The sequence below is a fragment of the Micromonospora chokoriensis genome (genome assembly GCF_000718555.1).
Taxonomy (GTDB): domain Bacteria; phylum Actinomycetota; class Actinomycetes; order Mycobacteriales; family Micromonosporaceae; genus Micromonospora; species Micromonospora chokoriensis_B.
Genome location: NZ_JOAN01000011.1, coordinates 115,920 through 129,417, shown reverse-complemented (window position 1 = coordinate 129,417; position 13,498 = coordinate 115,920). Strand labels below are relative to the sequence as shown.

The 13,498-nt window shown below is 70.9% G+C and carries 9 protein-coding genes; 2 read left to right on the top strand and 7 right to left on the bottom strand.

Features of this window, described 5'->3' with window-relative positions; all coding sequences use genetic code 11:
- Window positions 1-16: 16 nt before the first annotated feature.
- The 6 genes from IF46_RS0116375 to IF46_RS0116350 all read right to left on the bottom strand — a co-directional run bounded on the left by IF46_RS0116375 (window position 17) and on the right by IF46_RS0116350 (window position 7,885).
- Window positions 17-1,159: an MBL fold metallo-hydrolase gene (locus IF46_RS0116375; RefSeq protein WP_036392281.1), complete on the bottom strand. Its 1,143-nt coding sequence runs from the start codon at window positions 1,157-1,159 to the stop codon at window positions 17-19.
- 125 nt (window positions 1,160-1,284) lie between these two features.
- Window positions 1,285-2,289: a serine hydrolase gene (locus tag IF46_RS0116370; protein WP_232234063.1), complete on the bottom strand. Its 1,005-nt coding sequence runs from the start codon at window positions 2,287-2,289 to the stop codon at window positions 1,285-1,287.
- A 183-nt stretch (window positions 2,290-2,472) separates the two neighbouring features.
- On the bottom strand, window positions 2,473-3,657 hold the full coding sequence (locus IF46_RS0116365) for a zinc-dependent alcohol dehydrogenase (protein ID WP_030489213.1): 1,185 nt from the start codon (window positions 3,655-3,657) through the stop codon (window positions 2,473-2,475).
- 796 nt (window positions 3,658-4,453) lie between these two features.
- Window positions 4,454-5,218: a succinate dehydrogenase/fumarate reductase iron-sulfur subunit gene (locus tag IF46_RS0116360; protein ID WP_030489212.1), complete on the bottom strand. Its 765-nt coding sequence runs from the start codon at window positions 5,216-5,218 to the stop codon at window positions 4,454-4,456.
- Window positions 5,215-7,152 (bottom strand): fumarate reductase/succinate dehydrogenase flavoprotein subunit, encoded by a 1,938-nt coding sequence (locus IF46_RS0116355; RefSeq protein ID WP_030489211.1) that lies wholly within the window; start codon window positions 7,150-7,152, stop codon window positions 5,215-5,217. The genes IF46_RS0116360 and IF46_RS0116355 overlap by 4 nt, the downstream gene beginning before the upstream one ends.
- A gap of 1 nt (window position 7,153) precedes the next feature.
- Entirely contained in the window at window positions 7,154-7,885 is a 732-nt protein-coding gene (locus IF46_RS0116350; RefSeq protein ID WP_198041455.1) for a succinate dehydrogenase cytochrome b subunit, read from the bottom strand.
- A 35-nt stretch (window positions 7,886-7,920) separates the two neighbouring features.
- On the opposite strand from IF46_RS0116350, the gene IF46_RS0116345 reads away from it, so the two are divergent.
- Window positions 7,921-8,853: a LysR family transcriptional regulator gene (locus tag IF46_RS0116345; RefSeq protein WP_030489209.1), complete on the top strand. Its 933-nt coding sequence runs from the start codon at window positions 7,921-7,923 to the stop codon at window positions 8,851-8,853.
- Between the two features lie 31 nt (window positions 8,854-8,884).
- On the opposite strand, the gene hrpA is transcribed toward IF46_RS0116345, so the two are convergent.
- Window positions 8,885-12,955, bottom strand: coding sequence for an ATP-dependent RNA helicase HrpA (gene hrpA / locus IF46_RS0116340; RefSeq protein ID WP_030489208.1), 4,071 nt, complete (start codon window positions 12,953-12,955; stop codon window positions 8,885-8,887).
- 123 nt (window positions 12,956-13,078) lie between these two features.
- Here hrpA and IF46_RS0116335 point away from each other — a divergent pair, with 123 nt between their 5' ends.
- Window positions 13,079-13,465: a cytidine deaminase family protein gene (locus tag IF46_RS0116335; RefSeq protein WP_232234062.1), complete on the top strand. Its 387-nt coding sequence runs from the start codon at window positions 13,079-13,081 to the stop codon at window positions 13,463-13,465.
- The last annotated feature ends 33 nt before the right edge of the window (window positions 13,466-13,498 follow it).

Here is a 13,498-nt window from a genome sequence, read left to right as displayed (position 1 = left end):
CCGGCGATGCCGGCCCTCAGGCGACGGCCTGCCACCAACCATCGACGGCGGGCGGCTCGTCGACCACCACCCGTTCTCCGGGTCGGGGCACGGCGAGCCGCACGTCGCGGGCCTTCGCCTCGGCCCACAGCCGGTCGACCGGCTCGGACCAGTCGTGCAGGGCCAGGTTGAACGTCGCCCAGTGCACCGGAAGGAACAGCCCGCCGCGCAGGTCGAGGTGCGCGCTGACCGCCTCCTCGGGGAACATGTGGATCGTCGGCCAGGCCCGGTCGTACGCGCCGATCTGCATCAGCGTCACGTCGAACGGCCCGTGCTCGGCGCCGATCTCCGCGTACCCGTCGAAGTAACCGGAGTCGCCGGTGTAGAAGACCTTGCGCCGCGCGCCGGCCACCACCCAGGAACTCCAGAGCGTGCCGTCGCGGCGCAGCCCCCGGCCGGAGAAGTGCTGGGCGGCGGTGGCGGTGATCTCCAGGCCGGCGACCTGGTGTGACTCGGACCAGTCCAGTTCGATGATTCGTTCGGCGGGTACGCCCCAGCGGTCCAGGTGCGCGCCGACGCCGAGCGGCACCAGGAACGGCGCGGACTGCCCGGCGAGCAGCGCCAGCACGGTGGCCATGTCGAGGTGGTCGTAGTGGTCGTGCGAGATCAGGATGGCGTCCAGCGGGGGCAGTTCGTCGAGGCGTACCGGTGGCTCGTGCAGCCGACGCGGACCGACCAGCCCCGAGGGGGAGCACCTGTCGCTCCACACCGGGTCGAGCAGCACCCGCCGGCCCTCGATCTCGATAAGCGTCGAGGCGTGGCCGTACCAGACGATGTTCAGCTCGTCGGCGGTGTCGGCGGACCCAGGGGCGCTGGGCCGCAGCAGCGGCACGGGCGCGGTCGGACGCCGCTTCTGCTTGCCGAAGATCAGCTCGCGGAGCAGGTTGCGGCCAGGGTCGGCGACCATCGTGCGGGTGCCGGCCCGGTTGTGGAAGGTGCCCTCGCGGAACTGGGGCGAGCGGGCCGCCCGTTCGGCCCGGGCCCCGCTGAGCCGGCCACCGAGCGCCGCCGGAATGTCCCGGGCGACCCAGGCCAAGCCGGCCAGCGCGGCCAGCCCAGCCGCGCCCCGCATCCGCCGCCCGAGCGACCGTTCGACGTCCGTGCTCTGCGCTCGTGCCATAGCCGTCCCTCCGACGTGTCCGCCCTACACGGTAGTCACCCGGACCGACCCGTGCCTCGGTGGTCGCCACGCCGGGTCGGTCACCGACAAACGGCGACCGACCCGGGACGGTTTCACGGCGTGCGCTAGCCGCCGTTGCTGGGGCGTCGGGCGGTGATCCGGAACGTCTTGCCCACGCCCGCGATCCGGTCCACCGCGGCCAGGAACTTGGGGCCCATGGCGGCCCGAGCCTGGACTGCCGGGTGGGTGGCGCCGAAGTCGTCCGGGTTGGCCTGCCCGTCAGCGAAGAGCGCGTAGGTGAGCACCGCCGCGCCGGAGCGGTCGAAGATCACGCCGGCCTCGTGCCGGGCGTCGGCGTACCAGCCGGCCTTGGTGGCGATCCGGGCCCGCGCGTCGGAGGACATGGTGCGCCGGATGCCGTCGGTGAACGCCACCGGGGAGCGCAGGATGCCCAACAGGTACGCCGTCGAGGCGGGGGAGAGCAGCGTGCCGGCGACCAGTGCGCGCAGCAGGTCGTGCGTCTCCCGGGGGGTGCTGGTGCCGAGGAAGAACCGGTTCGGGTTGGCGACCGGTTGGACCTGGGTGTTCGGGAAGCCCTTGGCGACCAGGATGGAGTTGATCTCGGCGGCTGGAGCGACCAACCCGCACAGCCGCACCGCCGTGTCGTCCGAGACGGTCAGCAGGTTGGCCAGCACGTGCCCGATGGTCACCATGCTCGGGTACGCGCCGTCGAGGCTGAAGATGCCGTCGCCGCCCGGCACGACGATCGCCGCGCTCACCTCGACCTGCTGGTCCAGGGTGAGCAGCCCTCGGTCGACCTTGTCCAGCACCGCCGTGGCGACGGCGATCTTGTTGACGCTGTACGCCTCGATCCGCCGGTCCGCGTCGGCCTCCACCGCGACCACCGGCGTGCCGGCCGGGTCGGCGACGCTGACGTACGCCTGCCAGTTGCCGCCGGCCTCAGCGCTGTGCTTGGTGAAGGCGGAGGCGACCCGACGGGCGGCCCGAGCGGGGGTGGTCGGCGACGCCTCGGTGCTCTCGGCGGCGCTCGCCGGGGCGGCAGCGCCCAGCACCGTAGTGGCGGTGGCCACCGTGCCCAACCCGAGTGCCGTCCTACGGTTCAGTCGCATGGTCAATCGTCTCCCCGATCGTGGTGTGCCAGAGCGCTTGCTGGCCCACCACCCTAGGCGAGTTGATCGACGCATGATGCCCTCCGAACCGTTCCGAACAGGACCGAACAGGTCAACCGAGCCGTCGTGGCCGGCGATCGGCCGTCCACTGAGGCCTGTCGCCCGCCCGGCTTACTCTCGCACTCATGGTTCGAGCACGACCTTGATGCAGCCGTCCTCCTTCTTCTGGAACATCTCGTACGCCTGCGGCGCCCGAGCCAGCGGCAACCGGTGGGTACGCAGGTCCTCCACGCCCAGCGGATCGTCGTCGCCGGCGAGCAGCGGCAGGATCTCGTCGGTCCACCGGCGCACGTGACACTGCCCCATCCGCAGCTGGATACCCCGGTCGAACATCTCCATCAGCGGCATCGGGTCCGCCTCGCCGCCGTACACCCCGGAGACCGATACGGTGCCCCCGCGGCGGACCCCCTTGATCGCGGCGTGCAGGACGGACAGCCGGTCCACGCCGACCCGGTCGGTCATCGTCTGGGCCAGCTTGTCCGGCAGCAACCCGGCGGCGGTCTGGGCGAACTTGCCCACCGGCGAACCGTGCGCCTCCATCCCGACCGCGTCGATCACCGCGTCCGGGCCACGGCCGTCCACCAGGTCGATAAGAGCGCCCGGCACGTCGGACAGCTCGCTGACGTCGAGCACCTCGACGCCGTGCCGGCGAGCCAACTCCAGCCGCTCGGGCACCAGGTCCAGCCCGATCACCCGGCCCGCGCCGAGGTGCCGGCCGATCCGCGCGCAGAGCTGTCCCACCGGCCCCAACCCGAAGACGGCCAGGGTGCCTCCCGGCGGGGTGTCGGCGTACTTCACCGCCTGCCACGCCGTGGGCAGAATGTCGGAGAGGTAGAGGTAACGCTCGTCGGCGCCGGTCTGCGGAATGACGATCGGCCCGAACTGGGCCTGCGGGACGCGCAGGTACTCGGCCTGCCCGCCCGGCACCGAACCATAGAGAGAGGTGTACCCGAACAGCGCCGCTCCCTTGCCCTCGCCACTGACCTGGGTGGTCTCGCACTGTGCGTAGAGCTGCCGGGAGCACATCCAGCAACTGCCGCAGGAGATGTTGAACGGCACCACGACCCGATCGCCCGGCTTGAGTCGGGTCACCCCCGACCCGACCTCCTCGACGATCCCCATCGGCTCGTGGCCCAGGACGTCACCGGGCTTCAGGTACGGCCCGAGCACCTCGTACAGGTGCAGGTCGGACCCACAGATCGCCGTCGAGGTGATCTTCACGATCGCGTCGGTCGGCTCCTCGATCCGCGGGTCCGGGACCTCCTCGACCCGTACGTCTCGCTTGCCCTGCCAGGTGAGCGCCTTCATGTCGTTCGTCCTCCCTCGCCGCCGTCTGGAAAGACTGCTACCCGGGCTCAGGCACTTGAACCGGCAGCGCCCCGATGGTTGCGGTCGGGGCTGGGGGCGACCGTCCCCGGCTTCGGGCGGTCAGGCTTGATCCCTACGCCGGGAACGGTCGCCCCCCAGCCTCGTGGGTGCCGCCGTCCGCCGGCTGGCGAGCCCACATCGAGCGCCAATACGCTCGCCTTGATCTCTTCTGTCGTGCTGGCGTGCGCGATCTCTAGGCACAGCCGAGTTGATCGACTCGCCTTCCTTGAAGCTGCGGTATCCGAGGCCCGCCGACAGCCCGACTTCCTGAAAGCGGAGTCGATCACGCACAGCGCGGCTCGACGGGTGCGGCAAGGCGGGCGGCAAGGCGGGCGGCGGGGCGACAAGACAGGCGCGCCGGGGCGGTGAGGCGCGGGATGGTGAGGCGCGCAGGGCAGCGGGCCCGTGCGAGGCGGGGAAGACATGACCAGGCGCGACGGGTAGGGCTGGGCCGGGGCACGGCGCGGGCCGGAGTGGACGAGCTGCGTTGGTTGAGTTTCGTCGGCGAGTCGGCGAGTCGGCGAGTCGGCGTACAGCAGCAGGAGCGCAACCTGCGGACGAGCCGCGACCAGGGTCAGGGCTGGGGCGACCGTCCCCGGCGGAGGGATCAAGCCTGACCGCCCGGAGCCGGGGACGGTCACCCCAGCCCTCCCACCGCAACCAAAGACCAAAGCCAAAGCCAAACGCAAGACCGCCGTACCCCCGGAGAAGGGATACGGCGGTCGAGCGAGGGAACTCAGGAACCGGGGGTGTTGTTGGCGCCCTTCGCGGTGGCCGTGAGGTAGTCGCGGTTGAGCCGGCCGATGGTGTTCAGCGGGATGCCCTTCGGGCAGGCCGGGGTGCATTCGCCCGCGTTCGTGCAACCGCCGAACCCGGCCTCGTCGTGCGCGTCGACCATGCCGATCACCCGGGTGTAGCGCTCGGGCTGGCCCTGCGGCAGGAGCGAGAGCTGGGTGAGCTTGGCGGCGGTGAAGAGCATGCCGGAGCCGTTCGGGCAGGCCGCGACGCAGGCGCCGCAGCCGATGCAGGCTGCCGACTCGAAGGCGGCGTCGGCGTTGGCCTTGGCGACCGGGGTGGAGTGGGCCTCGGGTGCGCTGCCGGTCGGCGCGGTGACGTAACCGCCCGCCGCGATGATCTTGTCGAAGGCGCTCCGGTTGACGACGAGGTCCTTGACGACCGGGAAGGCGCTGGCCCGCCACGGCTCGATGTCGATCGTCTCGCCGTCGGAGAACTGCCGCATGTGCAGCTGGCAGGCGGTGGTGCCGCGCTGCGGCCCGTGCGCGTCGCCGTTGATCATCAGGCCGCACATGCCGCAGATGCCTTCGCGGCAGTCGTGGTCGAACGCCACCGGGTCCTCGCCGGAGAGGATCAGCCGCTCGTTGAGGACGTCGAGCATCTCCAGGAACGACATGTCCGGGGACACGTCGTCGACCGGGTAGGTCACCATCCGACCCTTGTCCTCAGGGCCCTTCTGGCGCCAGATGCGCAGGGTCAGGTTCACTTGTAGCTCCGCTGCGTGGGGTGGACGTACTCGAACTTCAGGTCTTCCTTGTGCAGCAACGAGGGCTCACCGTCGGCGGTGAACTCCCAGGCCGCCACGTACGCGAACCGGTCGTCGTCGCGCTGCGCCTCGCCGTCGGGGGTCTGGTGCTCGGCCCGGAAGTGGCCGCCGCAGGACTCCTCGCGGTGCAGGGCGTCGATGCACATCAGCTCGGCCAGTTCGAAGAAGTCGGCCACCCGGCCGGCCTTCTCCAGCGACTGGTTGAGTTCCTCGCCGGTGCCGGACACCTTGACCCGCTGCCAGAACGCCTCGCGCAGGGCACGGATCTCGTCGATCGCCTTGCGGAGCCCGGCCTCGCTGCGCTCCATGCCGCAGTGTTCCCACATGATCTGGCCCAGTTCCCGGTGGAACGAGTCCACGGTCCGGTCGCCGTTGACCCCGAGCAGCCGCTGGACGCGGTCCTCGACGTCGGTGCGCGCCTCGACGGCCGCCGGGTGGCTGGCGTCGACCTTCTCCAGCGGCCCGGAGGCCAGGTAGTTGGCGATGGTGGTGGGCAGCACGAAGTAGCCGTCGGCGAGGCCCTGCATCAGCGCCGAGGCGCCGAGCCGGTTCGCGCCGTGGTCGGAGAAGTTGGCCTCACCGATCACGAACAGGCCGGGGATGTTCGACTGGAGGTCGTAGTCGACCCACAGGCCGCCCATCGTGTAGTGCACGGCGGGGTAGATGCGCATCGGCACCTCGTACGGGTCCTCGCCGGTGATCCGCTCGTACATCTCGAAGAGGTTGCCGTACTTGGCCTCGATGGCCTTGCGGCCCAGCCGGCCGATCGCGTCGGCGAAGTCGAGGTAGACGCCGAGCTTGGTCGGCCCGACGCCGCGGCCCTCGTCGCACACGTTCTTCGCGGCGCGGGAGGCGATGTCGCGGGGGACCAGGTTGCCGAAGGAGGGGTAGATCCGCTCCAGGTAGTAGTCCCGCTCGTCCTCCGGAATGTCCTTCGGGCTGCGGTCGTCACCCTTGGTCTTCGGCACCCAGACCCGGCCGTCGTTGCGCAGTGACTCGCTCATCAGGGTCAGCTTCGACTGGTGGTCGCCGGAGACCGGGATGCAGGTCGGGTGAATCTGCGTGTAGCAGGGGTTGGCGAAGTACGCGCCCTTGCGGTGCGCCCGCCAGGTGGCGGTGACGTTGCAGCCCTTGGCGTTTGTGGAGAGGTAGAAGACGTTGCCGTAGCCGCCGGAGGCGAGCACCACGGCGTCGGCCATCTCGGTGCTGATCTCGCCGGTGACCATGTCCCGGACGACGATGCCCCGGGCCTTGCCGTCGATGAGGACCAGCTCCAGCATCTCGTGCCGGGTGTTCATCTCCACGGTGCCCAGGCCGATCTGCCGCTCCAGCGCCTGGTACGCGCCGAGCAGCAGCTGCTGGCCCGTCTGGCCCCGGGCGTAGAAGGTGCGCTGCACCTGGGCGCCACCGAAGGAGCGGGTGTCCAGCAGGCCGCCGTACTCGCGGGCGAACGGCACACCCTGGGCGACGCACTGGTCGATGATGTTGACCGAGACCTCGGCGAGCCGGTGCACGTTCGACTCCCGGGAGCGGAAGTCGCCGCCCTTGACGGTGTCGTAGAACAGTCGGTGCACGGAGTCGCCGTCGTTGCGGTAGTTCTTCGCCGCGTTGATGCCGCCCTGTGCCGCGATGGAGTGCGCCCGACGCGGGCTGTCCTGGTAGCAGTAGGACTTGACGTGGTAGCCCTGCTCGGCCAGGGTCGCGGCGGCCGAGCCGCCGGCCAGGCCGGTGCCGACCACGATCACCGTCATCTTGCGGCGGTTGGCGGGGTTGACCAGCTTGGCCTCGAAGCGCCGGGTCTCCCAACGCTTCTCGACCGGGCCGGCGGGAGCCTTGGTGTCGGCGATCGGGTCGCCCTCGGTGAAGAGTTCCATGTCAGGACACCAATCCGGTGAGTACGGCGAACGGGACCACCAGGTACCCGGCGCAGAGCAGCACGGCGAAGATCAGAGCTGCGGTACGTGCCCGGCGCTCGCCGCGCGGCGTCTGCTGACCGAGGCTGCGGAACGCGCTGAACGCGCCATGGCGCAGGTGGAAGCCGACCGCGAGGATGGCGAGCGTGTAGAAGAGCGTGACGTACCAGCGCTCCGGCGCGAAGTCGGCGACGACGTTGCCGTACGGCTTGCTGGCGTCGCCGACCGGGTTCAGCGTGCCGGTGGTCAGGTCCAGGAGGTGGTAGATCACGAAGAGCAGGATGATCACTCCACCCCAGCGCATCGTGCGGGCCGCGTAGCTGCCGTTGACCTTCTTGCGGTGGGCGTACTTGACCGGGCGGGCGGCGCGGGCACGCCGGGCCAGCACGGTGGCGGCCACGATGTGGGCGACGACGGCCACCACCAGCACGGTGCGCAGGATCCACAGGAACCAGACGCCGGGCAGCAGTGGCTTGCCGATGTCGCGCAGCCAGTGCGCGTAGTGGTCGAACGAGGTCTCCCCCGTGAACACCTTCAAGTTGCCGAGCATGTGGGCGATGAGGAACAGCGCCAGCAGGATGCCCGTCACCGCCATGACGGCCTTGAGGCCGACGTTCGAGCGGATGGGCGACCGAGTTTTCGTGATTACCACGAGACCGACGCTAGGAGCACTTCGATCAGTCGTCCAATGCATCAAACTCGCAGTGTTGATAGCCGTAGGCTATGTAGATGCAGCTCCATCAGCTCCGGTACTTCGTCGCGGTGGCCGAAGTACGACATTTCACCCAAGCCGCCGACATCGTGGGCATCACACAGCCCTCGCTCAGTAAGCAAATTCACGCTCTGGAGGCCGACCTCGGAGCACCACTCTTCGAGCGGGTAAGGGGCAACATCACGCTCACCGCGGCAGGCGAGGTGCTGCTGCCGCTGGCCACCCGGATCCTCGCCGACGTGGAGACCGCGACCCGGGAGGTCCAGGAGTTGGTCGGGCTGCGCCGGGGTCGGGTCCGGCTCGGGGCCACCCCGAGTCTGGCCACCTCGCTCGCGCCGCCGGTGCTGCGCCGGTTCCGCGACGCGCACCCCACCGTCGACCTCCGCGTCGAGGAGGGTGGCTCCCAGGACCTGGTACGCGACCTGCTCCGCGGCGACCTCGACCTGGCCCTGATCATCATGCCGGCGCAGGGGGCCGACCCGGGGCTACGGGTCGACCCGATCCTGCGGGAGAGCCTGGTGGTCGCCTCGGTGGGGGAGGTGCCGACCGCGTCGACGACCGGGGAGCTGCGCATCACCGACCTGCGGGACCAGCCGATGGTGATGTTCCGGGAGGGCTACGACCTGCGCGACGCGACAATTCAGGCGTGCCGGGAGGCGGGCTTCGAGCCCACCTTCGCGGTGGACGGCGGCGAGATGGACGCCGTGCTCAGCTTCGTCGAGGCGGGGCTCGGCATCGCGCTCGTGCCGGGCATCGTGCTGGCCCGCCGGCCGGGTGTGCGGATCACCCCGCTCGCCCCGCCCGGGGTGCGGCGGACCATCGCGGTGGCCCGCCGGCGCGACGTCGTACCCACCCATGCCGGTCGGGAGCTTCGGCGCATCCTGCTCGACTACATCCAGGCGGCGATCAGCCTCAGCGAACTGCCGCCCGGCGTGGAGCCACTGACCTGACCGGGCCGGTCAGGGACCGGCCCGGTCGGCGTCAGCGGCCCTCGACGTCGTCCATCGCGCGGTAGATCCGCTGCTCGGAGACGGGGTACGGGGTGCCGAGCGCCTGGGCGAAGACGTTCACCCGCAACTCCTCGATCATCCAGCGGATCTGCCGGACGGCCGTCTCCTGCCGGCGAGCCGGCGCGAGGTTGGCGATCAGGTCGGCGTACTCCTTCTGCACCACCGCGATCCGGTCCTGCTGCTGGCGGTCCCGCTGCGGGTTGCCGCCCAGCCGGTCCAGTCGACGTTCGATGGCGGTGAGGTAGCGCAGCAGGTCGGGCAGGCGCGCGTACCCGGCCTCGGTGATGAACCCGGCGTGCACCAGCCCGGCGAGCTGGTTGCGGACGTCGGCCAGCGCGGCGACCACGGCGAGGTCGCGGGTGGCGCCGAGACGCTGCTCGACGGCGTACCAGGCGGCCAGGACCTTGCGGACGCGGTCCATCACCTCGACGACGGTGTCGACCAGGTCGGCGCGGACCTTCTCGCGCAGCGCCGCGAACCCGTCGGCGTCCCACGCCGGCCCACCGGCGGCAGCGATCAGCCGGTCGATGGCCGCGCCTGCCGCGTCCTCGATCAGCTCCTGCACGCCGCCGTGCGGGTTGCGGCTCAGTGCCAGCTTCGCCTCGTTGTTGAGCCGGCCCTGGAGGAACCGCGCCGGGGACGGCACGGTGAGCCGCAGCAGTCGGCGGGTCCCGGCCCAGTGCGCCGCCTCCGCCTCGGCGGGGGAGTCGAACACCTTCACCCCGACCGTGGCGCCCTCGTCGACAAGCGCCGGGTACGCGGTGACCGCGTAACCGGCCCGGACCTGCTCGATGGTCCGCGGCAGCGTGCCGATGCTCCACTCGCGCAGCCCGGTCCGGGCGATCTCCGGCGCGGCGGCCGCCACTACCTGGCGTACCTCCTGGCGGAGTTGGCGTTGCAGGGCCGGCAGGTCCTTGCCCTCGGCGACCGGCTTCTCGTCGTCGCCGAGGACCCGGAAGGTCACCCGCAGGTGCGCCGGCAGCTTGCCCGGCTCCCAGGCGTCGCGGGGCACGGTCACCCCGGTCATCCGGCGCAGCTGTCGGGTGAGCGCGTCCAGCAGCGACTCCTCGCCCGGAGTGATCGCCGCCAGGGCGGCCCGCGCGTAGTCCGGCACCGGGACGAAGTTGCGGCGGATCGCCTTGGGCAGCGAGCGGATCAGCGCGATCACCGTCTCCTCGCGCAGCCCCGGCACCTGCCAGTCGAAGCTCTCCGCCGGCACCTGGTTGAGCAGCGGCAGTGGGATGTCCACGGTGACGCCGTCGGTCGGCGTGCCCGGCTCGAACCGGTAGGTCAGCGGGAGGCTCACCCCGTGGGCCTGCCACTCGTCCGGGTAGTCGTCCTCGTCCACCCCGGGTCGGCCGTCGTTGACCAGCACGTCACGGGTGAAGGTGAGCAGGTTGGGCCGTTCCCGGCGGGTCGTCTTCCACCAGCTGTCGAAGTGTCGGCCGGAGGAGACGTCGGCCGGGATCCGCTGGTCGTAGAAGGCGAAAATGGTCTCGTCGTCGACCAGGATGTCCCGGCGTCGGGCCCGGCTCTCCAGCTCCTCGATCTCGGTGAGCAGCCGCTTGTTGTCCGCCCAGAACTGGTGGTGGGTCTGCCAGTCGCCCTCGACGAGGGCATGTCGGATGAACAGCTCCCGGCTCAGCGTCGGGTCGATCCGCCCGAAGTTGACCTTGCGGGAGCTGACCAGCGGGACGCCGTACAGGGTGACCTTCTCGTAGGCCATCACCGCGGCCTGCTTCTTCTCCCAGTGCGGCTCGCTGTAGCTGCGTTTGACCAGGTGCTGCGCCAGCGGCTCGACCCACTCCGGCTCGACCCGCCCGGCAATGCGACCCCACAGCCGGGAGGTCTCCACCAACTCGGCGGCCATCACCCAGCGCGGCGGCTTCTTGAACAACGCCGACCCGGGGAACAGCCCGAACTTGGCACCCCGCGCACCCAGGTACTCGTGCTTCTGGGCGTCCTTGAGGCCGATGTGCGACAGCAGGCCGGGCAGCAGCGACTGGTGCACCTTCGGGGTGTCGATCTCCTCCGGCAGGTCCGCGCCACCGCGTCGGCTCGCACCCCGGCCGGCGTCCGCGTCGCCCGATTCGTCGCGCGCCGGCCGCCCACCACGCCGGTCGCCGTCGGCCGGGGTACGCAGCACCTGGCGCAGTTGGCTGACGATGTCCTGCCACTCGCGGATCCGCAGGTAGTTCAGGTACTCCGCCTTGCACATCCGGCGGAACGCGCTGGAGGAGAGTTCCCGCTGCTGCTCGCGCAGGTAGCGCCACAGGTTGAGGAAGGCGACGAAGTCCGACTCCTTGTCGGTGAACCGGGCGTGCGCCTGGTCCGCCTGGGCCTGCTTCTCCGCCGGCCGCTCGCGCGGGTCCTGGATGGAGAGCGCGGCGGCGATCACCAGCACCTCGGTGGCGCAGCCGTTGCGCTCGCCCTCGACCACCATCCGGGCCAGGCGCGGGTCGACCGGCAGTTGGGCCAGCCGCCGGCCCAGCGTGGTGAGCCGCTTCGCCGGGTCCGCCTCGGTCGGGTCCAACGCGCCCAACTCGTGCAGCAGGTTGACGCCGTCGGTGATGTTGCGCTTGTCCGGCGGGTCGATGAACGGGAACGCGGCGAGGTCGCCGAGCCCGATCGCGGTCATCTGGAGGATGACCGACGCCAGGTTGGTCCGCAGGATCTCCGGGTCGGTGAACTCGGGCCGGGAGAGGAAGTCCTGCTCGTCGTAGAGGCGGATGCAGATGCCGTCCGAGGTACGGCCGCAGCGGCCCTTGCGCTGGTTGGCCGATGCCTGGGAGACCGGCTCGATCGGCAGCCGCTGCACCTTGAGCCGGCTGGAGTAGCGGGAGATGCGGGCGGTTCCCGGGTCCACCACGTACTTGATCCCGGGCACGGTAAGCGAGGTCTCCGCGACGTTTGTGGCGAGCACCACCCGACGCGAGGAGTGCGCGGCGAACACCCGGTGCTGCTCGGCGCTGGAGAGCCGCGCGTACAGCGGCAGGATCTCGGTGCCGAGCAGCGAGCGCTTGGTCTGCACCAGTTTGGCGAGCGCGTCGGCGGTGTCCCGGATCTCCCGCTCGCCGCTGAGGAACACCAGGATGTCGCCGGGGCCCTCGGCGGCCAGCTCCTCGACGGCGTCGCCGATCGCCTGGATCTGGTCGCGGACGCTCTCCTCGTCCCCGTCGCCGTCCTCCTCGCCCTCGGCGAGTTCGACCAGCGGCCGGTAGCGCACCTCCACCGGGTAGGTGCGCCCGGAGACCTCGACCACCGGCGCGGGGACGCCTTCCGGCTCCTCGGCGGTGGGTGACCCGGCGAAGTGCCGGGCGAACCGGTCGGTCTCGATGGTCGCCGAGGTGATGATCACCTTGAGGTCGGGTCGTCGGGGCAGCAACTCCCGCAGGTACCCGAGGATGAAGTCGATGTTGAGGCTGCGCTCGTGCGCCTCGTCGATGATCAGCGTGTCGTACTGGCGCAGCATCCGGTCGGTCTGCAACTCGGCCAGCAGGATGCCGTCGGTCATCAGCTTCACCAGGCTGCGCTCGCTGACCTGGTCGGTGAAGCGCACCTTGTAGCCGACCACGTCGCCCAGCTCGGTGCCCAGTTCGTCGGCGATCCGGTCGGCCACCGTCCGGGCGGCCAACCGCCGGGGCTGGGTGTGCCCGATCAGGCCGTGTACGCCGCGCCCCAGCTCCAGGCAGATCTTGGGGATCTGGGTGGTCTTGCCCGAGCCGGTCTCGCCGGCCACGATCACCACCTGGTGATCGCGGATGGCGGCGGCGATGTCGTCCTTGCGCTCACTGACCGGCAACCCCACCGGGTACGTGATCACGGGCACCGCCGCCTGGCGGGCGGCGAGCCGCTGCTCGGCTCGGACCAGGTCAGCGGTGATCTCGGTCAGCGCCGCCTCCCGGCGCTGCGGGTCGCGCAGCTTGCGGGCACCGTCGAGGCGCCGCTGGAGCCGGCGCTGGTCGCGGAACATCAGTGGGGCGAGGCGGCTGTGCAGCTCGCGAACCGGGTCGGTCGCGGCGGATGCGGCTGGAGTCTGCATGTCGTACGCAAGGATAGGCAGCCCGGCGGCGGACCGCCCCTGGGTTACCGCCCGGCCGGTCCCGCGACGGTCGCGGGACCTAGAGTTGGCGGCCGACGTCGAGCGTTGGGGGCCGGGATGGAGATGCGCGACACCGACCGCGCGTTGGTGCAGGCCGCCACGGCGGTCGCCAAGCTGCGCTGCCGCAGCCAGCACCACACGGTCGCATCGGCGGCCCGAACCGCCGACGGGCGGGTCTTCACCGGCGTGAACGTCCACCACCCCACCGCCGGGACCTGCGCCGAGTTGGTCGTGATCGGCACGGCCGCGACGCAGGGCGTCACCGCGTTGGAGACGATCGTCACGGTCGCCGACCGGGGTCGCGAGGTCAGCGAACCGTGCGGCGACTGCCGGCAGGTGCTGCGGGAGTACTTCCCGGCGCTGCGGGTGATCGTCGGCCCGGTGGACGACCTGCGGGTGGTCCCGCTCGGGGAGTTGCCGGCGCAGGCCGAAAGCGGCTCAGCCGGCTGACGGGCCGAATCCTGACGGGCGGTGTCCTGACCG